The sequence below is a fragment of the Chryseobacterium salviniae genome (genome assembly GCF_035819015.1).
Taxonomy (GTDB): domain Bacteria; phylum Bacteroidota; class Bacteroidia; order Flavobacteriales; family Weeksellaceae; genus Chryseobacterium; species Chryseobacterium salviniae.
On the sequence record NZ_JAYLAA010000065.1, the window covers coordinates 1 to 21,590 of the forward strand.

The 21,590-nt window shown below is 36.9% G+C and carries 21 protein-coding genes and 1 pseudogene; 17 read left to right on the plus strand and 5 right to left on the minus strand.

The window, feature by feature from the left end:
• The 6 genes and pseudogenes from SOP96_RS18610 to SOP96_RS18635 form a co-directional block, all read left to right on the plus strand.
• Window positions 1-202: pseudogene (locus SOP96_RS18610) on the plus strand (DNA topoisomerase IV subunit B); the annotation flags it as partial.
• 130 nt (window positions 203-332) lie between these two features.
• Window positions 333-2,225, plus strand: a complete 1,893-nt coding sequence (locus tag SOP96_RS18615) for a DUF3857 domain-containing protein (RefSeq protein WP_326322379.1) — start codon at window positions 333-335, stop codon at window positions 2,223-2,225.
• 1 nt (window position 2,226) lies between these two features.
• Window positions 2,227-4,158: a DUF3857 domain-containing protein gene (locus tag SOP96_RS18620; RefSeq protein ID WP_326322380.1), complete on the plus strand. Its 1,932-nt coding sequence runs from the start codon at window positions 2,227-2,229 to the stop codon at window positions 4,156-4,158.
• A 77-nt stretch (window positions 4,159-4,235) separates the two neighbouring features.
• A complete protein-coding gene (locus tag SOP96_RS18625; RefSeq protein WP_326322381.1) occupies window positions 4,236-5,063 on the plus strand; it encodes an RsiV family protein in 828 nt (275 codons plus the stop codon).
• Between the two features lie 12 nt (window positions 5,064-5,075).
• The gene (locus SOP96_RS18630) at window positions 5,076-5,903 is read left to right on the plus strand and encodes a DUF3298 domain-containing protein (protein WP_326322382.1); all 828 of its coding nucleotides are present in this window, start codon (window positions 5,076-5,078) and stop codon (window positions 5,901-5,903) included.
• Between the two features lie 43 nt (window positions 5,904-5,946).
• Complete coding sequence (locus SOP96_RS18635; protein ID WP_326322383.1) at window positions 5,947-6,798, plus strand: diacylglycerol/lipid kinase family protein; 852 nt, start codon at window positions 5,947-5,949, stop codon at window positions 6,796-6,798.
• 208 nt (window positions 6,799-7,006) lie between these two features.
• On the opposite strand, the gene SOP96_RS18640 is transcribed toward SOP96_RS18635, so the two are convergent.
• Window positions 7,007-8,287: a dicarboxylate/amino acid:cation symporter gene (locus tag SOP96_RS18640; RefSeq protein WP_326322384.1), complete on the minus strand. Its 1,281-nt coding sequence runs from the start codon at window positions 8,285-8,287 to the stop codon at window positions 7,007-7,009.
• Between the two features lie 141 nt (window positions 8,288-8,428).
• Entirely contained in the window at window positions 8,429-10,117 is a 1,689-nt protein-coding gene (gene ggt, locus SOP96_RS18645) for a gamma-glutamyltransferase (RefSeq protein ID WP_326322385.1), read from the minus strand.
• Between the two features lie 88 nt (window positions 10,118-10,205).
• Here ggt and SOP96_RS18650 point away from each other — a divergent pair, with 88 nt between their 5' ends.
• From SOP96_RS18650 to SOP96_RS18660, 3 genes are all read left to right on the plus strand, one after another.
• Window positions 10,206-11,171, plus strand: coding sequence for an NAD-dependent epimerase/dehydratase family protein (locus tag SOP96_RS18650; RefSeq protein WP_326322386.1), 966 nt, complete (start codon window positions 10,206-10,208; stop codon window positions 11,169-11,171).
• 82 nt (window positions 11,172-11,253) lie between these two features.
• Window positions 11,254-12,006 (plus strand): polysaccharide deacetylase family protein, encoded by a 753-nt coding sequence (locus SOP96_RS18655; protein ID WP_326322387.1) that lies wholly within the window; start codon window positions 11,254-11,256, stop codon window positions 12,004-12,006.
• A 2-nt stretch (window positions 12,007-12,008) separates the two neighbouring features.
• Window positions 12,009-12,632 carry a hypothetical protein gene (locus tag SOP96_RS18660; RefSeq protein ID WP_326322388.1) on the plus strand — a complete coding sequence of 208 codons (624 nt, stop codon included), beginning with the start codon at window positions 12,009-12,011 and terminating at the stop codon, window positions 12,630-12,632.
• Window positions 12,633-12,655: 23 nt separating this feature from the next.
• Here SOP96_RS18660 and SOP96_RS18665 read toward each other — a convergent pair whose 3' ends face one another.
• Together SOP96_RS18665 and SOP96_RS18670 are read right to left on the minus strand one after the other, a co-directional pair.
• Window positions 12,656-13,861 carry a metallophosphoesterase gene (locus SOP96_RS18665; protein ID WP_326322389.1) on the minus strand — a complete coding sequence of 402 codons (1,206 nt, stop codon included), beginning with the start codon at window positions 13,859-13,861 and terminating at the stop codon, window positions 12,656-12,658.
• A 63-nt stretch (window positions 13,862-13,924) separates the two neighbouring features.
• The gene (locus tag SOP96_RS18670) at window positions 13,925-14,992 is read right to left on the minus strand and encodes a 3-oxoacyl-ACP synthase III family protein (RefSeq protein WP_326322390.1); all 1,068 of its coding nucleotides are present in this window, start codon (window positions 14,990-14,992) and stop codon (window positions 13,925-13,927) included.
• Window positions 14,993-15,092: 100 nt separating this feature from the next.
• Here SOP96_RS18670 and SOP96_RS18675 point away from each other — a divergent pair, with 100 nt between their 5' ends.
• The 8 genes from SOP96_RS18675 to SOP96_RS18710 all read left to right on the plus strand — a co-directional run bounded on the left by SOP96_RS18675 (window position 15,093) and on the right by SOP96_RS18710 (window position 21,368).
• Entirely contained in the window at window positions 15,093-15,662 is a 570-nt protein-coding gene (locus tag SOP96_RS18675) for a hypothetical protein (protein WP_326322391.1), read from the plus strand.
• A gap of 3 nt (window positions 15,663-15,665) precedes the next feature.
• Complete coding sequence (ubiE, locus tag SOP96_RS18680) at window positions 15,666-16,397, plus strand: bifunctional demethylmenaquinone methyltransferase/2-methoxy-6-polyprenyl-1,4-benzoquinol methylase UbiE (RefSeq protein ID WP_326322392.1); 732 nt, start codon at window positions 15,666-15,668, stop codon at window positions 16,395-16,397.
• Between the two features lie 3 nt (window positions 16,398-16,400).
• A complete protein-coding gene (gene porT, locus SOP96_RS18685; protein ID WP_326322393.1) occupies window positions 16,401-17,183 on the plus strand; it encodes a type IX secretion/gliding motility protein PorT/SprT in 783 nt (260 codons plus the stop codon).
• Window positions 17,184-17,321: 138 nt separating this feature from the next.
• Window positions 17,322-17,624 carry a hypothetical protein gene (locus tag SOP96_RS18690; protein WP_066437089.1) on the plus strand — a complete coding sequence of 101 codons (303 nt, stop codon included), beginning with the start codon at window positions 17,322-17,324 and terminating at the stop codon, window positions 17,622-17,624.
• Window positions 17,624-17,911: a cell division protein ZapA gene (locus SOP96_RS18695; RefSeq protein ID WP_326322394.1), complete on the plus strand. Its 288-nt coding sequence runs from the start codon at window positions 17,624-17,626 to the stop codon at window positions 17,909-17,911. The genes SOP96_RS18690 and SOP96_RS18695 overlap by 1 nt, the downstream gene beginning before the upstream one ends.
• A gap of 221 nt (window positions 17,912-18,132) precedes the next feature.
• Window positions 18,133-19,698, plus strand: coding sequence for a ribonuclease Y (rny, locus tag SOP96_RS18700; RefSeq protein WP_326322395.1), 1,566 nt, complete (start codon window positions 18,133-18,135; stop codon window positions 19,696-19,698).
• A 78-nt stretch (window positions 19,699-19,776) separates the two neighbouring features.
• Entirely contained in the window at window positions 19,777-21,018 is a 1,242-nt protein-coding gene (locus SOP96_RS18705; protein WP_326322396.1) for an MFS transporter, read from the plus strand.
• Between the two features lie 158 nt (window positions 21,019-21,176).
• On the plus strand, window positions 21,177-21,368 hold the full coding sequence (locus SOP96_RS18710) for a hypothetical protein (protein WP_326322397.1): 192 nt from the start codon (window positions 21,177-21,179) through the stop codon (window positions 21,366-21,368).
• Window positions 21,369-21,404: 36 nt separating this feature from the next.
• Here SOP96_RS18710 and SOP96_RS18715 read toward each other — a convergent pair.
• The coding region (locus SOP96_RS18715) for a hypothetical protein (RefSeq protein ID WP_326322398.1) at window positions 21,405-21,590 on the minus strand (186 nt) is incomplete at its 5' end.

The following is a 21,590-nucleotide window of genomic DNA, read 5'->3' on the forward strand; positions in this document are numbered from 1 at the left end:
GCGCTACAAAGGTCTTGGAGAGATGAATCCTGAACAGCTTTGGGAAACCACCCTTAACCCGGAACACAGAATCCTTAAACAGGTAACCATTGACAATGCCGTAGAAGCAGACAGTGTTTTCTCAATGCTTATGGGAGACGAGGTTCCTCCGAGAAGAGAATTTATCGAAAAGAATGCAAAATATGCAAAAATTGACGCATAAAATAGCAATAGTTAACATAATAAAAGGTCTCAGAAATGAGACCTTTTTCTTTTGCATATAGATTCTGTATATATAAAATTTAATTTTGAAACTTTGGGGATTTTCTTATTTTTGCTAAATTTTAACAACCATGATTAAAATACTTTGTACCGCAGCTCTTTCTGCAGCATCTGTGTATTATGCACAGAACTTCGCTGCATCAGAAATCCCTGAAAATCTTAAAAAAAATGCAGATGCCGTTATCCGGAAAGATTTCACTACCATTCAGATCAATAAGATCGATGATATCAGATACCAGCTTTACACCGTAACTACAGTTTTGAATAAAGACGGAGATTCAGATGCACAGATATATATCCCTTATGAAAAAGGAAACAGCATTTCTGATGTGAAGGTGAATATCTATGATGAAGCAGGCAAAAAGATAAAATCTTTTTCCAAATCAGATTTCAATGATTTTGCCAATAATAATCAGGGAACATTCTATTCGGATAGCAGGGTAATGGTTTTGCCGTATATGCCTACACAATATCCCTATACCGTTGAGTTTTCCTATCAGATTGGTGATGAAAATACGGTATTTCTGCCTGATTTTACTCCTTTCAGGTCTACAAAAGTGTCTTTGGAAGAAGCACAAATGAAAATCATCAACAAATCAGGTATCGACCTCAAAACAAAAATCTATCCGTCCGCCTATAATTATACTTCAGTAATTGAAAGTGAAAATGCCGGAGAAAAAATTTACACTTACAAAAATGTTCCTGCTGTAGACGATGTATTTTTACTTCCTCAACCGGTAAAAATTTTACCTAAAGTAAGCTTTGCCTTAACAAAATTCAATCTCGAAGGAAAGCAGGGAACTCTTACTGACTGGAAAGACTTCGGAAGCTGGTATTACAATAGTATATTACAGCCGGTTTCTTTATCTACACCTGCTATCAAAGCTGAAGTGATGAGTCTTGGTCTGAAGGGGACAACTGAAGAGAAAGTAAAAAAACTGTATCAGCACATGCAGGCTAAAACAAGATATATTTTTGTGGCTTTAGGAATAGGAGGATGGCAGCCGATGTTTCCCGACGAGGTTCAGAAAAAAGGATATGGCGATTGTAAAGGACTTACCAATTACATGAAAACTTTGCTGGACGAAGCAGGGATTCCTTCTTACTATTCCGTAATCAATTCCGGGGCTTCGCCTGTATCTTTTGATAAAGATTTTCCAAAAATGGGTGGCAATCATGTTATTTTAATGGTACCCACAGAAAAAGGAAATATCTGGCTGGAAAATACCTCCCAGCAAATGGCATTTAATCATCTGAGCTATAGTACAACGGCCAGAAATGTTCTTTCCATCAGAAAAGACGGAATCGAATTGATTGATACTCCGGATTATACAGCCGAGCAAAGCAAAGAAAAGCAACAGCTTAAAATTAAAATTAACGAAGACAACAGTATTCTGGGAGAAGGAAGTTTTTCGTACACCGGAATTCAGTATGATAACAATCTTGTTCTCGCATCAATGTCGCCGAAAGAACGCACGGAAGCAGTAAAGAATATGCTGGATGTTTTGCATTTTGAAAAAATTGAAATGAAAAACTTCCAGAATGATAAGGATAATGCCGTTGCAAAATATGATCTGGATTTCAAAGCTAACAACTATTCTAAAAATGCGGGAAGCAGCATTATTTTCAGGGCAGTTCCTATTTACTCCAACAATATTTATAAAAATGAAGAAAAAAGAGAATTGCCATTCGAATTAAGACAATCATTTGAAGATGAATATGAAGTGAACTTTATTCTTCCGCAACAGTATAAAGTTGAAGAGCTTCCGGAAAATGTAGTGCTGAATTCAGAATTCGGAACTTACAAGCTTACGTTTGTAAAGAATGGAGAATCACTGAAAGTCAATAGATCAATCAAAATCAACAAAGGTATTTATCCGAAAGAAAAATATAACGATTACGTCAATTTCAGAAAAAAAACAATTAACATCGACAACTCAAAAATTTTAATATCTAAAATTTAACATGAAAAAAATATTGGTTATTGCTTTTTGCTCACTGCAGTTTGTTTTTGCAGGCGCTCAAAAACATAAATTTCTTGACCCTCCAAAATTTAATGATGCAGATTTGTCTAAACAAAAATCTACGCTGGATGAAAATGCCCCCGCTGAAATCCTTTATAAATCTTTGCATTTTAGTATTGATAATGCAAACGGGAATCTTATCAAAAATGCGTTTTACAGGGTGAAAATTTACGATAAAGATAAAGCCGAAGACTGGCTGAATCTTGAAATACCTCTCTATCAGAGCGGAAGTGACCGTGAGACGCTCAACAAAGTGAAGGCTTTTACCTATAATCTTGAAAACGGAGTTGCAGTCTCCACAAAAGTTGATAAAAGCTCAACCTATAGAAGCAAAGAAAGCAAATATATATCTATAAATAAATTTGCTTTTCCTAATGTAAAAAACGGTTCCATTATTGAGTATCAGTACGAGGTTACATCTCCTTTCCTTTTTATTATTCCGGAGATTTTAATTGAAACGGACACTCCGTCTCTTTATACAGAATACGTCCTGGACAGCCCGTCGAGTATTGCATACAGCCTTAATTACACAGGTTCTCTGCTTCCGAAATATAAGGAAGTTGACGAAAGAACATTGTACGGCACCAACTATAGAACCTATCGGTTTGCCTATGAAAATCTGAAAGGATTTAAAACAGAGAAATTCGTAAACAACGACAGAAACTACAGAACAAAAATTGGGGCAGAGCTGCACTCTACAAATTTCAGGGAACTGAAGATGTATTCTTCATCTTGGGAGCAGATTAAAGAACGCCTTTATGAACGTGATGATTTTGGAGGGGAGCTGAAAAAGACAAAGCTGGCCAAAGAAAATATGCCGGCCAGTGTTGCAGGGATTTCCAACGAATTAGATAAGGCCAATGCTATTTTCAATTATGTAAAAAATACTTTTACCTGGAACAAAGATGCAGGAATTTATACGGAAAACGGAATTAAAAAAATGCTAGAGACCAAAACAGGTAATGCAGCGGAAATTAACCTTTTCCTGGTGATGTTGCTTCGTGAAGCCGGTCTTAAAGCAGATCCTCTTGCTATTTCTACAATAAGCAACGGGGTTATTAATCTTGCTTCTCCCAATGTTTCCAATATGAATTTTGTAATTGCAGCTATTCAGGCGAAAGATGGTTTCCATCTCTATGACGCTACCGTAAAGCAATCAGCTATGGATCAGCTTCCTCCGAGAGACTGGAACCAGTTCGGAATTCTTTTGTCTAAAGATAAAGTTCAGCAGCTTACAATGTCCAATGCCAAAACCAGCTTTACCTATCTTACGGCAACAGCAAAAATCAATGATGACGGAAGTATTTCCGGAAACTATTCAGACAGGGATACAGGAACGTATGCTATGTTTGCCAAAGAATATTATGACGATAATGCCGAAAAATATAAAAAACAATACAAAGAAAATTTTTCAATAGACTTTACCGATATCGACTCTAAAGTTACAGAAAACGGCGATTTTGAAAGTACCATGAAATTTTCATCCGAAAACCTTATTGATAAGGTAGGGAAGAAGATCATTATTAATCCCATGCTTTTCCTGAATAAGAATTCCAATGAATTTGATCAGACGGAAGAAAGAAAATACATGATTGATTTTACCACACCTTTCACACGAGTGAAGAAAATCGTTCTTGAGATTCCGGAAGGATACACGATTGAAGAAATGCCGAAGAACAAAAAAATAGTTACAGAAGATAAAGAAATCGAATACAGCTATGTTGCCGAGAAAAAAGGAAATATGCTGGAAGTTGTTTCAACCACAAAAGTTTTAAGCCCGAACTATCCGAAAGAGTATTATCCTGCATTCAAGCAGATATGGGGCGTTGCATCCAAGCAGGAGAATCAGGTAATCAGCCTTGTGAAAAAATAAATATCATAATTTTAAAATAAGTTTCAAAACCATTCAATTTTTGAATGGTTTTTGCATTTACCTATAAAAAAAGAATTATGAAAAATAGTATTGCAGCGCTAGCTATTTCCGGACTCATTATTATTTCCTGTAAAAAAACAGAAAATATCGGTAAAGATATTGTTACAAATGATTCGGTTCAGATAAACACGTTCTCGGTAGATTCCGTAAAGATAAATGATTCTCTAAAACTTAGCGATTCCCTTACTGTTACCTATTCTTCAACAATGCTTGTATTTCCCGATATTAAAGATAAAACGCTTCTGGACAGCATTTATTTCGGACAAAAAAATATCAGCGATTTTTCTAAAAACGGAATCCTGGCATGGCTCGAAAAAGATAAAAACGATTATTTCAGCAATATTAAAAAAGATTCCAAAGACTGGATTGCAGATATGAATTTCTCCCAGAAATGGTATACCGATACAGGAATGAAGCTTAAATCAAAGCTGAATGACTATATGCGAATTCAGTATATCTGGGGATCTTACGAAGGTGGCGCTCACGATAATTATGGTTTTTCAGAAAGGGTGTTTGATATTAAAAACAATAAAAAACTTCAGCTGAAAGATATTACCAGTATGCCAACTTCAAAAATTGAAGCCATGCTCCTGAAAAATATCAATAAAATAAACAGCGGAACCACAGACAACAACGGTGCGGTGAATAATTCCGAAATGCTTTTGGTTGATAAAATTCCTGCCACGGAAAATTTTTATTTTGACGAAAAAAACCTTTATTTCCATTACAGCCCTTACGAAATTGCCGCATTTGCCGCAGGAGATATTACAATTCCTGTCTCATGGGAAGAACTGAAAGGCAGCCTCAATCCCGAATTTGAAAAAAGAATGAAGATAAGCTATTAAGCCAATACAAAGATGAATACACAAATGATGAAAAACACCTATTTCATATGGATTCTGGCTTCATTCTCAATCATATTTGCCTGTAAAGAGTTTGGAAACGAAAATAAAACAACAGATAAAAACAGCTTTGGAAGAACAAAGATAGATGCCGTAATCAATGAAGATACCATTAAAATTTCTGATTCTTTAGTAGTACGATATTCGTCAAAGCTTTTGTGGTTTCCGGATCTTAAAAATAAAAAGCTTCTTTCAGAAATATATTCTGGCAAAGAAATATCCGATTTCTCAAAAAAAGGGCTTCAGTCTTACTTTGATAAAGAAAAACAGGAGGTTTTCAACAAAATGTCAAATTCAAAAGCTTTTTCCAACGTAAAACAGCAGCAGCAATGGTCTTATATTTCTCAGATGAATGTTCGTATGAACAGATACAGCTTTGTCTCTGTTCAATATTACAGCAGCCGGTATGAAGCGGAAAATAAGGTACAGTACCATTATAATGAAAAAGTTTTCGATTTTAAAAATCAAAAAAAGCTTGAATTATCAGATATATTAGTCCTTTCAGAAGAAACCATCCGCAGAATTTTAAAACTGAGCTTGGAGAAAACAACCATGATGCAGCAGATTAAAGTCTACGACAGGGAAGCTTTTAAAGTTCTCTCCAAAGTAAACTTGCCGGTTTCCAAAAATTTTTATTTTGATGATTCCAATCTCTATTTTCATTATAATATGAACGAGATCAGCCGCAATTATGATATCGGCGATATTATTCTCACGATCTCTTGGGAAGATCTGAATGGCTTTATAAAGCCCGATTTTGCCGAAAGAATGAAAATTAACTGAATTTAATGCTTTCCGTGAGAAAGCATTTTTTATTTTTGTAACAATGGAAAAAGTAGCTTTCATCATCAATCCTTTTTCAGCCAAAAGAAACTATCAGCCGTTTCTTAATGAGCTGCATTCTAAGGTTAAAAATCCTTTGTATTACATATCAGAATCTATTCTGGGAACTGATGAGTTTATTCAAAACCATTTTGCCGAAATTGATATTTTCGTTGCCATTGGTGGTGACGGAACCATTTCAACCGTAGCCCGCAATCTCATCAACACAGAAAAAATCCTGGCTATTTTTCCGGCGGGATCCGGAAACGGATTTTCCAATGAGACCAATTTCAGCAAAAATCTTGATGAGCTTCTTGAAAAAATAAACACAAAAAAATCCAGGAAAATAGATACTTTTACCATTAACGGAAGACTTTCCATTAACGTTTCGGGAACCGGTTTCGACGGCAAAGTGGTAAAAGAATTCGAAAAAACAACCCGCGGTTTTAAAAACTACATCAAAGTTTCCCTAAAAACATTTTTTAGTTACAAGCCGAAAAAAGTTAAATTTTTGGATGAAAAGTATCAAGAATATGATGGCAAATACCTCATGGTAAATATTGCCAACACCCGCCAGTTCGGGAATAATGCCTACATCGCACCGCAAGCAAGCAAAAGTGACGGACTGGTAGATATGGTTCTGGTGAAAAAATTTCCTATCACCTATTCTCCGCTTTTTGCATTCAGAATGTTTACTAAAAAGCTCAAAGATGATAACTATATTACTTATCTCCCTGTTTCAGAGATAGAATTTAAGGTAAATACCACCAATTGGCATATCGACGGGGAATTCAACAAAATAAAATCACCAGTTCATGTAAAAGTGCAGCCTTCAAGTTTGAATATTTTGACTTAAATTACAGTGACTCCTAAAAAAGAATCATTTCTAAAATTTTTTTAGAAGCTATTTCTCGCTTTCGCTACTCGCTTTTTCTTTTTTCGGCGGCGGCTTTGCCGCCGCCGGAAAAAGAAAAGAGCTCAGACATGCCGCTCAATCGAGGCTAAACTGGGAGTTTGTAAAACAATTAGTCTGCAACGAAATAATATTTGTAGGCATTAACAGGCTATATCTCCAACTTTTTCTCAATATTACCGGGATGATCCAGCGAGTACTTTAATTGCTCTTTATCCAGCTGTTTTTCCCAATTCGCAACCACAACCGTTGCTACCGAATTCCCGATTACATTCGTTAAAGCACGGCATTCACTCATGAATTTATCGATTCCCAGAATCAAAGTCATTCCTGCAATAGGAATTTCAGGGACAACGGCTAACGTTGCCGCCAATGTTACAAAGCCTGCCCCGGTAACTCCTGCTGCACCTTTGGAACTCAGCATAGCGACTAACAGGAGCATAATCTGCTTTTCAATCGGAAGATCAATATTCAGAGCCTGCGCAATAAACAATGAAGCTAATGTCATATAAATATTGGTTCCGTCAAGGTTAAAAGAATATCCCGTTGGAACAACTAACCCAACAATTGTTTTTGAGCACCCTGCTTTTTCCAGTTTTTCCATAAGTCCGGGAAGTGCAGATTCGGAGGAGCTTGTTCCTAAAACCAGCAGCAGCTCTTCTTTAAGGTAATACATCAGCTTAAAAATGTTAAATCCATTATACCAGGCTACAGCACCTAACACCAATACCACGAATAGGGCGGACGTAAAATAGAAAGTCCCGACCAGAAATAGGAGATTTAAAACAGAATGAAGTCCGTATTTGCCAATCGTAAAGGCCATTGCACCAAACGCTCCAATCGGAGCCAGCTTCATCAGCATGTGTACAATTTTGAAAACCGGTGTCGAAAGATCCTGCAAAAATTCTGTTACTTTTTTGCTTTTTTCTTTCGTTAAAACCAAAGCAATACCCATCAAAATCGCTACCAAAAGAACCTGAAGGATATTTTCTCCAACCAGCGGACTGAATAGCGTTTCAGGAATAATATTCATGATAAATCCGGTGAGGGTAGATTCGTGTGCTTTTTGCTGGTACTGCGATACATCTCCGGAAAGGGTAGAAGGATCTATATCAAGTCCATGTCCGGGCTGTAAAACATTTCCTACGATAAGCCCGATAATCAGGGCCAAAGTTGAGAAGGTTAAAAAGTAGATCATGGCTTTAATGGCAATTCTCCCTACCTTTTTTAGGTCTGTCATGTGTGCGATTCCTAAAGTAAGGGTAATAAAAATAACCGGGGCAATAATCATTTTCACCAGTTTAATGAATCCGTCACCCAGAGGTTTCATCTTTTCTCCCAGTTCCGGATAAAATTTTCCTAAAAGAATTCCGGCAACGATAGCGACTACAACCTGAAAATAAAGCTGCTGATAAAGTTTTTTTGCTTTCAATGAAATGGTTTTGAGTGCCGAAAATTATGAAAAAATTACTGTTTATCATGATAAATATCAGTAAAAGTTTCGGCGGAGCCAAAGGCTCCGCCGAAACCGGATCTTCCAAATTCATTAAAAGAAAAAATGAATTATTTAAAATTATTGTTCTACCGCTACAGAATCATCCCCTCTGCCATCTGCAACCGCATGGATATTTCCTTCCTCATCAATCAGAATCATCTCCGTTCTCCCGATCTGGCCCCATTTTTCAGCTTTATAGCCTAATTTTTCCAACTCGTTGATGGTCGTTTCAGGGAAATTATTTTCAAAAGCAACCGTTTCCGGAAGCCATTGGTGGTGGAACTTTGGAGCGTTGACAGACATATTGGCATTGAATTTAAAATCTACTACATTTACGATAGACTGATACACAGAAGTAGGAATTGTTGTTCCTCCCGGTGTTCCTACAACCATATAAGGTTTTCCGTTTTTCAAAATAATGGTGGGTGTCATGGAAGAAAGCATTCTTTTATTAGGCTGAATCGAATTAGCTTCACCGCCTACCGCTCCAAACATATTGGGAACACCTGGTTTGATCGAGAAATCATCCATTTCATTGTTCAGGAAAAATCCTGCTCCGGAAACTACAACTTTACTTCCGTATAATCCGTTTAATGTGGTAGTAACAGCAGCGGCGTTTCCATCTTTGTCAATCACTGAAATATGGGTAGTCTCTGTTGATTCTTTAGGTTGTTTTATGATTTTTCCGACTTCCGAACTTGGAGTTGCTTTATTAAAGCTGAAGCTTTTCCATCTGTTTTTTAGATATTCATCAGAAATCAGATAGGAAGTTTTATCCTGGATAAAGTTAGGATCTCCCATATATTCGGCCCTGTCGGCATATGCTCTTCTTTCTGCCTCTACCATAACCTGAACCGCTTTTGCAGAATTATGCTGGTATTTTTCCAGTTTTTCATAAGATGCCATTTTCAGCATTTGCGCCAGGAGAATTCCTCCGCTTGAAGGTAATGGCATAGAAACAACGTGGTTTCCTTTATAATCGAATTCCAGTGCTTTTCTTTCAACAGCTTTGTAATTTTTAAGGTCTTCAGAGATAATAATTCCGTTTTCATTTTTCATTTCAGCTACAATAAGCTCAGCAGTTTTACCTTCATAAAATCCTTTTTGTCCAAGTTTCTGAATGCGCTTTAAAGTTTCTGCCAATTCTTTTTGGATAAGGAGGTCACCGGTTTTCCACGGAACATTTTTCACGAATGCGGTCCCGTTTTTGTTATGGCGCTCAAATTTTTCTTTATTGGCGTTTAAAAGTTCGGCTTCCTGTCGGGTAATGGCAAATCCTTTTTCGGCTAAATCTATAGCCGGCTGAATCAGTTGTTCCATCGGAAGTTTGCAATGCTTCAGCGTAGCAAAAAAGCCGGCTACACTTCCGGGAACGCCCACCGCAAGCCTTCCGTTTTGCGAAAGGTCTGTATTTGCTTTTCCTGTTTTATCAATGTACATATCATGGGAAGCCCGGGAAGATGCAGTTTCACGATAATCAAGCGTAAATTTCTCACCGTTATTCTTTACGCCTACCAAAAATCCTCCGCCTCCGATATTTCCGGCCTGCGGATATACCACTGCAAGAGCATACTGCGTGGCAACAATGGCATCATATGCATTGCCTCCCATCTTTAATATTTTGGCGCCGGCCTCGCTGGCAAGCGGATGTGCCGATACAACAACGCCTTTATTTTTTACCTTCACTTCCTTTATCATGTTAATATCAGTATATTGTGCTGATAATGTGGAAGTAAATAAAATAAGTGAAATAATAATCTTTTTCATTTACAAATTTTACAATCGAATTTACAATTTTGTTTTAAGATAGACTTTAAAATATTACTTTTGTTTTCGTCAACTAATAAAAATAAAAATGGAATCCCACACGGAAAAAATACTTATTACCGGTGCCTTAGGACAAATCGGTACCGAGCTTACCAACAGGCTTGTTGAAATTCATGGAGCAGAAAATGTAGTCGCTTCCGGTCTCGACAGATGGCAGAAGGGCATCACTGCAGCAGGATATTATGAAAGAATGGATGTGACGAATACGCAGCTGGTAAGGCAGATTATTAAAGATTACGAAATCACTACTGTCTATCATTTGGCTTCGCTATTGTCAGGCACCTCAGAAAAGCAGCCTATTTTTGCGTGGAAGCTTAATCTTGAGCCGCTTCTTCAGTTCTGTGAAATGGCAAGAGAAGGTCTTATTCAGAAAATTTTCTGGCCGAGTTCCATTGCTGTTTTCGGGAAAGGAATTCCAAAAGAAAACGTAGGACAGGATGTCGTACTAAACCCGACGACCGTTTACGGAATTTCAAAAATGGCAGGCGAAAAATGGTGCGAATATTATTTTGACAAGCATGGAGTAGATGTACGAAGTATCCGCTATCCCGGATTGATTTCCTGGAAAACTCCTGCCGGCGGAGGAACAACGGATTATGCCGTTGAGATTTTTTATGAAGCCATTGAAGAAGGAAAATATACAAGTTTCATTTCTGAAAATACGGGTATGCCCATGCTTTATATGGATGATGCTATCAATGCAACGCTTCAGCTTATGGAAGCCCCGAAAGAAAATCTTACTGTTCGTTCTTCTTATAATTTAGGCGGAATGTCATTTACCCCGAAAGAACTGGCTGAAGAAATTAAGAAAGAAATCCCGGATTTTGAAATTGATTACAAGCCTGATTTCAGACAGCAGATCGCAGATTCCTGGCCGGCTTCAATTGATGATTCTGTAGCAAAAAAGGATTGGGGATTATCATACAATTACGGAATTTCTGAAATGACGAAAGACATGATTAAGAATCTGAAAGTGAAACTTAATAAAAACTAATAAGTAAAGTTTTACTTTAAATAAATGTTAATTTAACATCTGATTTTTAAGTTTTTAAAAATTTTATCTAAAATTTAATTAAATGATATTGCTGACTTTTAACATTGTAAATATTGAAGCAAAATGTAAAAATGGTGCTAATATTTCTGATGATGAAAGGTTGAAAATTTCAATTGATAATACAAAAGCTATCTTAAGAATTTTAGATAAGCAGGATATAAAAGCCAGTTTTTTTGTTGAAGTTTCTCTGGCAGAAAAACTGCAGAATTTACTGAAAGCAATTTCATCTCACGGGCATGAAATTGCTTTTTACAATCAGAATTCAAATTCGCAAGAAATAGAAAATGCGAAAGGTATAACCCAGCATTTTCTCGAAAAACAGATTAAAGGAATCCGTCAGAAAGATTATAAAATCTCTTATCAGGATCTGAAATTAATGGAATTTAGTTACATTTCAAATATTGATAATGCAGATATTCTTTTTCCTTTTAAACGGCTTAAAAGAGATACAGAGATTATTGAGCAGGACGGACTGAGCATCGTCCCGGAAAGTATTTCACCATACAGCCAATTGCCGTATAATGATTTTGTGTTCCAGCTTTTACCAATGAAATATTACCAGAATATGGTTTTTGAAACGCTGAAGAATGATGATTTTGTTTTGATTTACTTAAATTCATGGCAGTTTACCGATTTCGCAAGGTATCATTTTGATGTTCCGTTTTACAGAAGGCTGAATTCGGGCAAAAAAATGGAGGACAAATTAGATGCCCTCCTTACCTGGATCAACGAGAAAGAAATGGCTACTTCCCGGATGAAAGATTATATTTTTTAATTATGAAGCAAACTTTGGAATTCCCCAAAACGATAAGATTTTTAAATGAAGATGAAATTCCCAATACTCCGTCGATCATAAAACGATGGGAAGAGAGTAAAACTGCAAATATTGTTCAGGGATATACTTTTAAGCTTAAAGAAAATAATTCTGAAAATGAATTGATAGGATTTGATTTTTTTGCTGAAATAAATATTAATAATTCCAATCTCTGGAATTTAGTGATTGCGCTTTCAAAAACTTTACCCGAAGTTGCATCTGTTCTATTTGGGCATATTGATTTTGAACTGAATTATGGTAATTATGAGGAAAAAGACAGTATTTTAAAATTTATCAATCAATATAAAAAAGAACTCACCCAGGATGCTTTTATAAATTTTGGGTTAATCTATAATGATGATAAGAGTTTAGTAGAAATATTTATTGATGAAAGTAAATATATAAAATATTGGGGAGTGGATGAAGAATTGTTCCGGAAGATCATGAATGACTTTAAATTACAGGAGATCCAAAATCTTGAATTTATAGACGAATATCCTAAGGTTCGTGAAGTTTTAACAAGATTTGATGATAATGCGATTGATTCAAATTTACTTATCAAAAAATTGAGTGAAAAATATCTTTGAATCAAACGCAACAATTTTTGTGATTAAGCCAGTTCAAAAAGCGTAATTTCCGGTAAAACACCCACTCTTCCCGGATAAGCCAATACGCCAAAGCCTCTGTTTACATACAGCATTTTTCCTTCACTTTCGTACAAATCTGCCCATTTCGGATATTTGTACTGAACCGGAGACCATTTTACATTTTTAAGATCAAGTCCGAACTGCATTCCATGCGTATGTCCGGAAAGTGTCAGGTGAATGTTTCCGGGATGCTTTTTTACCACGTAATCGAAATAGGTAGGGTCGTGGCTCAGTAAAATTTTTGTAGCCGATTCCGGAACGCCTTTTAGTGCATCATCAATTTTTCCGAATTGCGGAAAAGGTTTCAGTCCCCAGTTCTCAACTCCTAAAATGTAAAGCTTTTCACCGTTTTTCTCAATAATTCGGTGCTCATTCCGAAGCATATCAAAACCGGCCTGTCTTTCGTAATCAATTAACGTTTCAAGATTTTGTTTCTTCTCATCAGGAGAGTTCCATTTAACATAATCACCATAATCGTGATTTCCTAAAACAGCAAACTTTCCGTCTTTCGCCTGTATTTTTGAAAATAAGGGGATGAACGGCTTGAATTCTTCCGCCACATTATTCACCATGTCTCCAGTAAATAAAACAAGATCAGGCTTTTGTTCGTTTATAAGATTGATAGCATGTTCCAGTTTTGATGGATCCGCAAAACTTCCGCTGTGCACATCTGAAATCTGAACAATTTTATAGCCTTTGAAACTTTTTGGAAGATTGGCAAAATTGATTCTTACTTTTCTTACTTTGTGCCGGTATTTCCCAAAGGTGATTCCGTCGATAAAAAGTGCAGAAAGCACACCTCCCAGTCCAAGTCCTACAACGCTTAAAAATTTTCTTCTTTCCGGAAAAAAGTTTTCGGAAGACCCGGCTAATCCTATCAGGTATCCTCCGGTTCTTAGTATGTCATCAATCAGAAGAAAAAGAACAACGAAAATTTTAGGAAGGATAAAAATCAGGAATAAAGAGATCATAATCTGGGCTCTCATCATGCTTCTGTCGGCTCTGCTGAAGTTGGAAACCTCGTATGCGAAAAAGCCATACACCGCAAGGGTAATAACCCAATAGCCGATCCTGATCCAGGAATTATCCGTAAGGGTTCTGATGGCCTGGTAAATATAAGCTTCCAGCAAAAGGAAGACGGCAGCAATAATTAAAAAATTTCTTTGCATAATCAGTTAAAAAAAGCACAAAGAATAATTTCCCTGTGCTTTTATATTTTAAATTAAATAATATTAAGGAAATCTGTAAATGATAGCATTGATGTTCATTCCGGCACCTACCGAAGTCATCACAATGTTACCTTTTTCTTTAAACGATTGACCCTCCATTTTTCCTTTAATAATTAAATCAAACATGGTAGGAATTGTTGCAACGGAAGAATTTCCGAAGTCCTGAATCGTCATTGGAGAGATGGAATGATCATAATCTTTCACGTTATAAAGCTTATGAAGTCTTTCAATCATGGCATAATCCATCTTCGCATTCGCCTGGTGAATTAAAATTTTGTTGATGTCTTCAATGGAAAGTCCGGCATCTTCAATCGTTTCTTTAATCGCCATCGGAACATTTTTCAGGGCGTATTCGTAGATTTTTCTTCCCTGCATTCTTACAAAAATACGGGTCTGGTCAGATTCTTTATTAATGGAAGGTCCGTTTGCCAGATAATCCAGTTCAGGGCCGTTATCACAAATGGTATTGTGGGCAATGATACCTACATTTTCATCGTCTGTTGCTTTTACAACAACAGCACCGGCTCCGTCTGCAAAAATCATCCTGTTTCTGTCGTGAGGATCTGTTACTCTGCTTAATGTTTCGGCACCGATGACAAGAATGGTTTTAGCAACTTTGGCTTTAATTAAATTATCAGCTAAAATCATCGCTTCCACCCATCCCGGGCAACCGAAAAGCATATCGTATGTTACACATTTTCTGTTTTTAATGCCGAGTTTGTTCTTTACCCTCGCAGCCATGGTAGGCATAAAATCGGCGTATCCGTGTACGGTAACTTCACCGAAATTGCTGGCGTAAATAATATAATCAAGCTCTTCCTGGTCTATTTTCGCGTCTTCAATCGCTATTTTGGCAGCCTCGTACCCGATTTGTGAATTGGATAAATCTTCTTCTATGAATCTTCTGTTCTCAATTTCTGTAATTTCAACAAACTTTGCAATCGTTTCCTCGGCAGGCTTATCAATTCTTACCCCGTCTTCTGTATAAAACTCTGAATCTAAGAAATAATCTCTCCCGATAATTCTGCCTGGAAGGTAAGATCCAGAACCAATGATGATCGTATTCGGCATTATTTTAAATGATTTTTTAAAGATGCAAAGTTAATAATTAATATTAATAACAAAGAATTAAAAATATTATTAAATTTGCAAAAATTGTACTTTACAATCTATGAAAAATAATGCATCCTTAAAAGGCTTACTTATTGCAATTATGGCATCTATCTTTGCCTTTGGGATTTACTTTCTCTTTCTGGCCAAAAGGAATTATTATGTAGTAGACAATCCGACAGAAAACACATTTTACTATAGGATAAATAACGGTTCCGAAGGTACTATCGCAGGAGGCCAGACGGTAAAGGTTGATCTTGATAAAGGTAAAAATTCCATCAAAGTTTTTGATCAGAATAAAAAATTGCTGTTCGATTCTGCTTTTGAAGTGAATAAGGTAAGGGGGCTGATTAATATTGCGCATCAGGATTATTATATCAATGATCAGTATTATGGCTATAATCTTAAAAAAGATTCACTACTTTTGGCACTGGATAAAACCATCATCGACGGTAAACCGTATTTTGGCGGGGCAAAACGCTTCAGCAAATTATTTACCGATGATTTTTATTACAATGTAGATGAAGATTATGATAAAGTAATCAAGAACGTCCAGAAGGTGGAGTCGAGATCAAAGATCTTCAGAAAGCAGGATTACCTTAATTATTATAAAGAATATTACAAGTTTTAAGTTTTGACAAAAGATATTACCAAAATTACGCCCTACAACTCTGAAGCTACTAAGAAGAGCCAGGTAGAAGATATGTTCGACAATATTGCACCGAAGTACGATCTGCTCAATCATGTGCTGTCCATGAAAATTGATGTTTTATGGAGAAATACTTTGGTGAAATGGATGAAGAACGACAGCCCGCAGGAAGTGCTGGATGTGGCTACAGGAACAGGAGATCTCGCCATTGCCATTGAAAAAGGGACAGGCTCAAAAGTGATCGGATTGGATTTATCGCAACAAATGTTAAATGTTGGCGTTATTAAAATAAAAAAACTTAAATTAGACGGCAAAATTTCCATGCAAAAAGGCGATGCAGAAAATTTACCTTTCGAGGATAACAGATTTGATGCGGTTTCCGTTGCATTCGGAGTGAGGAATTTTGAAAACCTTACCAAAGGTTTGGCAGAATTGAGAAGAGTTGTTAAAGATAACAAGAGTGTTTATATACTGGAGTTTTCAAAGGTTGAGGGTTTCATGGCGCCATTATATATGTTTTATTTCAAAAATATATTACCTGCTATCGGCAGACTGGTTTCCAAGGATAATAGGGCATACACATACCTTCCGGATTCTGTAAACGCTTTTCCTTTCGGGGAAAAGATGAGACAAATTCTTTTAGATACAGGATTTAAAAAAGTTGAATATAAAAAACTAAGTTTAGGTATAGCCACAATTTATAAAGCAACAAAGTAACCTATGAATAAATTTTTATTAAAAGCACTGGTTTTAGCCTCAGTAAATGTTGCGTTGTTAGCAAACGCGCAATTCAGAACCCGAAACAGAATGGATAAGTTGGAAGACTTTGATGAGCAGAAATTCAGCTGGGGTTTTTATCTGAATGGTAACAGACTAGACTACCGTATCGTTCTGAATCCAAGATATGGCTCAAGTAATAATCAAAATCTTGTTACCTCTAAGGAAAGCTACAGTTTCGGTGCCGGATTGATCGCAAAATGGAGACTGAATGATTATCTTGATGTAAGATTAGAACCAGGGTTACAATTTGGGCAGAGACAATTAACTTTCAATACGCAGTCTAACGACCAGTATGCAGCAGGTACTTTGACGAACGACCCTTTTATCCCGATTCCTTTAACAGAAAAAGACAGGGTAAGAGAAATTAAGACCACTTTGGTTGACGTTCCGGTATTATTGGAATTCCACGGGCAGAGGTGGTATAACTCAAGGCCGTATGTAGCAGCAGGGATTAACTATATTGTTAATCTACAGTCGAACTCAGACTCCAGCGACGATAACCTTCAGCAGGTGTTCAGATCTACAACACATAATTTTGCATGGTCTGCTGAGATGGGAATCCAGTTTTACTTTAATAAATTTAAGCTGACTCCGGCAATCAGAGGAACATTTATCATGAATAACGAAATCGTTGCAGATAATGCAACAACTCCTCCATACTGGACGGCAGCAATGTCTACCTTACAGACAAGAGCCGTATTCTTTGTTCTGAAATTTGAATAAGAAAATAGAGTAAAAATATAAAAAGGAGACGCTTTTGGGTCTCCTTTTCTCTTTCAAATCAAAATATAGAGACTTTTATTTTTGTTAGTATTAATATTTTGTTATTTTTGCTATTAGTTAGAATATACAAAACCTGAAATGCTTCAAGATTTAGAAAACAATTTTTCAGAATTAGAGAAAAAGATTTTGCTATTACAAAAGAATTACAAAAATCTTACTGAAAAATTCTCGGAATTAAGCATGGAACATGAAGACCTGAAAAAAAGGTATGATGAAGAAAGGAAAAAAAATCAGGTATTAGCAGAAGAACAAAAAAATATAAAACTTTATTCAGCAATATCAGGAAACCCTGAACACAACCGATTGATGAAAAACCACATCAACAGGTTGGTAAAAGAAATAGATTTCTGTATTGCACAGCTTCAAAACAGTGGATTATAATGGAAGTAAGAAGAATCACCATTAATATTGCAGGAAGAGTATATCCGCTGAACGTGCCCGCAGCAGAAGAAGAAACGCTGCGCAAAGTGGGGAAGCAGATTGAAAATATGATTAAAGATTTTGAACAGAATTTCGATGTAAGAGACAAACAGGATGCTTTGGCCATGTGTGCCCTGAAACTGGGAACCAATGCAGAAGTAGTCTCTATGAACTACGAAAAAACAATACAATCTACCAACGAAAGATTAGCAAAAATCAATCAGTCGTTGAATGAAACAGGGAAATAGATTTTTTTTCCGAAAAATGCTGCTTACAATAATTCTAACACATTAAAGGTAAACTCAACGCTAAACAATTACCGAACAAATGTCCATTGAATGGCGTGCCGGTTCGTCCGGATTACAGACAGTGGAAATCAGTTCAAATCGTGTTGATTAGGAGTTTACTCTCAATCTCTGGATTATTGTGGGCTTTTTTATGTAAATACAATTAAAACTCAATATATATTATGATAGAAGTTATAGTCGGCGTGGTTTGTTTAGTAATCGGAGCGGCAGCAGGAGTGTTTTTCTCCAAAAGTTCACTCAATACTAAAGCAAAATTTATTATAGATGATGCAAAGAAAAATGCCGAAAACCTTATAGAAAAAGTCAACGTACAGGCCGAGTCCATAAAGAAAGAAAAAAACCTTCAGGCAAAAGAAAAATTCCTGGAGCTGAAATCACAGCATGATGCCGATATTCAGGCAAGGGAAAAGAAAATGCAGGAGGTTGAAAAAAGAATTAAGGATAAGGAACACAAACTGAATGACGAGCTTAGCAAAGCCGGAAAACTGGAAAAAGATCTTGATAAACAAATTGCAGATTACGCGAAGAAAAACGAGATTTTAGACAGAAAACAGCAGGAACTTGATGTTGCGATGGCTAAAAAAGTTGAAATTCTTGAAAAAATTGCCAATTATACGGCAGAAGAAGCAAGAGCGGAATTGGTAGAAACCATGAAAGCAGAAGCCAAGACAAGAGCCCAGGCGCACGTTCAGAGCATCATGGAAGAAGCTCAGCTTAACGCTAAAAGTGAAGCCAGAAAAATCGTGATCCAGACCATTCAGAGAATTGGTACCGAGCAGGCAATTGAAAACTCCGTATCAGTATTCAACATCGAATCAGACGAAGTTAAAGGTAGAATTATCGGTAGAGAAGGTAGAAATATCCGTGCCTTAGAAGCGGTAACAGGAGTTGAAATTATTGTAGACGATACTCCGGAAGCGATCCTTCTTTCATGTTTCGACCCGGTAAGAAGAGAGATTGCAAGATTATCACTCCACAGATTGGTAACAGATGGTAGAATCCACCCGGCAAGAATTGAAGAAGTAGTGGAGAAAACCAGAAAACAGATTGAAGAAGAAATTATTGAAGTAGGAAAAAGAACAATCATTGATTTAGGAATACACGGATTGCACCCTGAATTAATCAAGATCGTAGGTAGAATGAAATACCGTTCATCTTACGGACAAAACCTATTACAGCACTCCAGGGAAGTAGCAAACATTGCGGCAACGATGGCTGCTGAATTAGGACTCAACGTAAAATTAGCCAAAAGAGCAGGTCTTTTACATGATATCGGTAAAGTTCCTGAGCAGGAATCTGAACTTCCTCACGCTTTATTAGGTATGCAGTGGGCTGAGAAATATGGTGAAAATGCAGAAGTGGTAAATGCCATCGGAGCTCACCACGACGAGGTGGAAATGACTTCATTATTGTCTCCGATCATTCAGGTTGCCGATGCGATTTCAGGTGCGAGGCCGGGAGCAAGAAGACAGGTGTTGGAATCATATATCCAAAGATTAAAAGATCTTGAATCTGCAGCATTAAGCTTTGATGGTGTTTCATCGGCATACGCAATTCAGGCAGGCAGAGAATTGAGAGTAATGGTAGAAAGCGGAAAAGTAAATGACGAAGTAGCTTCTCAATTATCTTATGATATTTCAGAAAAAATTCAGAACGAACTGACGTATCCCGGACAGGTAAAAGTTACCGTGATCAGGGAAACAAGAGCTGTAAATATTGCGAGATAATCGCTATTTAAAGATATTTCATAAAAACCTTTCAAGAAATTGGAAGGTTTTTTATTTTTAGCAAAACTAAAATAAAGCATGCAAGAACTTTCCTTGTCTTCAAAACTGAAATATATTTTTTCAATTCCTGTGATCATTTCTGCATTGGGCTACTTTGTAGACATCTATGATTTGCTGTTATTCGGCATTGTCCGCATTCCCAGCTTAAAAGCATTAGGGCTTGATCCTGATACCGACGGAACTTTTATTCTTAATGCACAGATGGTAGGATTGCTGATTGGCGGAATTTTCTGGGGTGTCTTTGGAGATAAAAAAGGGAGATTGTCGGTTCTATTCGGGTCAATCCTGGTCTATTCTTTAGCCAATATTGCATGCGGTTTCCTGCCTTATTTTCCCGAAAAGCATTTGGTTTATCAATATGCCGCATTACGGTTTATCGCAGGAATAGGGCTCGCCGGAGAACTTGGAGCCGGAATTACCCTTGTTTCCGAAAGTCTGCCAAAGAACCTGAGAGCAATTGGTACTTCCGTTGTTGCCGGTTTTGGGCTGATGGGTGCAGTCGTGGCACAGCTTACGGTAGAACTGGCCGGTGGCTGGAATATTTCTTACATCATAGGAGGGATTCTTGGTATTGTATTATTATTCCTGAGGATAAGCGTATCCGAATCCGGAATTTATAAAAATATTGAAAGCACATCCGTTTCCAAAGGAAATTTCCTGTCCTTTTTCACCAACAAAGATCGTTTTTTAAGATATCTGAAATGCATTGCCATCGGATTGCCCACTTGGTACTGCATCGGGATTCTTGCTGTTCTTGCCAACCAATTCGCTCCTGAACTCGGAATTAAAGACCTGAATCCGGGTAAAGCTATTATGTGGGCCTATATAGGGATTTCAGCAGGAGATCTGGCAAGCGGATTTATCTCCCATCTTCTCAAATCCCGAAAAATGGCTATTTTCTATATGCTGATTTTCACTATTTTCGGTGTGGCAATAATGCTGTTCGGAAATACGGATACGGAAACCAAATATTATATTTTCTGTGTCTGGCTCGGCCTTGGGACAGGATATTGGGCTATGTTTGTCACACTGGCAGCAGAACAATTCGGAACGAATATCAGAAATACGGCAACCACCACCGTCCCCAATATGGTTCGTGGATTGCTTCCTGTGATGATACTGGCTTTTGACTTTTTTAAAAATGATTTCACCGTCATTATAAGTGCTGCTTTGGTAGGGCTTATCGTTTTTGGACTGGCCTTTTACTCGTCACTTACCATATCAGAAACCCACAATAAGGATCTCGAATTTACAGAATAATTACAGCTGTTTAAGAAATATTTATTACACCTTACCGTTATATAAACAATAAGTTGAACAAAATAAATTAATTATAAAAATTAATATTAAATTATGCTGTGAATAATTAATATTTGTTTAACTTTGAAACTGTAATTAAACCTTAAAAACCAATCACAATGCAAAATTTCTTAAAAAACGCTACAAAATTAAAGAAAGCAGATCTTAAAAACATTACAGGCGGTATCAGTGGTACTCCGGATCTTTCACGTTGCGGATGCGACTGTACAGGATCTGTAACAGGACCAAAATACTGCATCCAGTACATAGCATGTCCGCAGGTATATACTTGCAAAGATGCTGCAATCTAAAAGAAATTATTTCATCAGAAATAAACATTTCCACATTTAATACGCAGAAGCCTTTTGGGATTCCAAAAGGTTTTTGTCATTTTGATTGTTGGGATTTTGTTCAGGCGCTTTTTGCTTACATTGAAAAGCAGTATTTTTTATTTTATTTGAAGCTTTTTCCCGCTTTCCGCACTCGCTATTTTGATGGTTTCGGGGGGGGGGGGAAGCGCCCCCCCCCCCCCC

Bases quoted from the DNA above. Each gene is read 5' to 3' on its own strand.
- SOP96_RS18615 (WP_326322379.1), top strand. From the start codon at position 333: ATGATTAAAATACTTTGTACCGCAGCTCTTTCTGCAGCATCTGTGTAT.
- SOP96_RS18705 (WP_326322396.1), top strand. From the start codon at position 19,777: ATGCAAGAACTTTCCTTGTCTTCAAAACTGAAATATATTTTTTCAATT.
- SOP96_RS18675 (WP_326322391.1), top strand. From the start codon at position 15,093: ATGAAAAATAATGCATCCTTAAAAGGCTTACTTATTGCAATTATGGCA.
- SOP96_RS18710 (WP_326322397.1), top strand. From the start codon at position 21,177: ATGCAAAATTTCTTAAAAAACGCTACAAAATTAAAGAAAGCAGATCTT.
- SOP96_RS18635 (WP_326322383.1), top strand. From the start codon at position 5,947: ATGGAAAAAGTAGCTTTCATCATCAATCCTTTTTCAGCCAAAAGAAAC.
- SOP96_RS18655 (WP_326322387.1), top strand. From the start codon at position 11,254: ATGATATTGCTGACTTTTAACATTGTAAATATTGAAGCAAAATGTAAA.
- SOP96_RS18620 (WP_326322380.1), top strand. From the start codon at position 2,227: ATGAAAAAAATATTGGTTATTGCTTTTTGCTCACTGCAGTTTGTTTTT.
- porT (WP_326322393.1), top strand. From the start codon at position 16,401: ATGAATAAATTTTTATTAAAAGCACTGGTTTTAGCCTCAGTAAATGTT.
- SOP96_RS18660 (WP_326322388.1), top strand. From the start codon at position 12,009: ATGAAGCAAACTTTGGAATTCCCCAAAACGATAAGATTTTTAAATGAA.
- SOP96_RS18630 (WP_326322382.1), top strand. From the start codon at position 5,076: ATGAATACACAAATGATGAAAAACACCTATTTCATATGGATTCTGGCT.
- SOP96_RS18665 (WP_326322389.1), bottom strand. From the start codon at position 13,861: ATGCAAAGAAATTTTTTAATTATTGCTGCCGTCTTCCTTTTGCTGGAA.
- SOP96_RS18690 (WP_066437089.1), top strand. From the start codon at position 17,322: ATGCTTCAAGATTTAGAAAACAATTTTTCAGAATTAGAGAAAAAGATT.
- SOP96_RS18670 (WP_326322390.1), bottom strand. From the start codon at position 14,992: ATGCCGAATACGATCATCATTGGTTCTGGATCTTACCTTCCAGGCAGA.
- SOP96_RS18695 (WP_326322394.1), top strand. From the start codon at position 17,624: ATGGAAGTAAGAAGAATCACCATTAATATTGCAGGAAGAGTATATCCG.
- SOP96_RS18625 (WP_326322381.1), top strand. From the start codon at position 4,236: ATGAAAAATAGTATTGCAGCGCTAGCTATTTCCGGACTCATTATTATT.
- rny (WP_326322395.1), top strand. From the start codon at position 18,133: ATGATAGAAGTTATAGTCGGCGTGGTTTGTTTAGTAATCGGAGCGGCA.
- ggt (WP_326322385.1), bottom strand. From the start codon at position 10,117: ATGAAAAAGATTATTATTTCACTTATTTTATTTACTTCCACATTATCA.
- SOP96_RS18650 (WP_326322386.1), top strand. From the start codon at position 10,206: ATGGAATCCCACACGGAAAAAATACTTATTACCGGTGCCTTAGGACAA.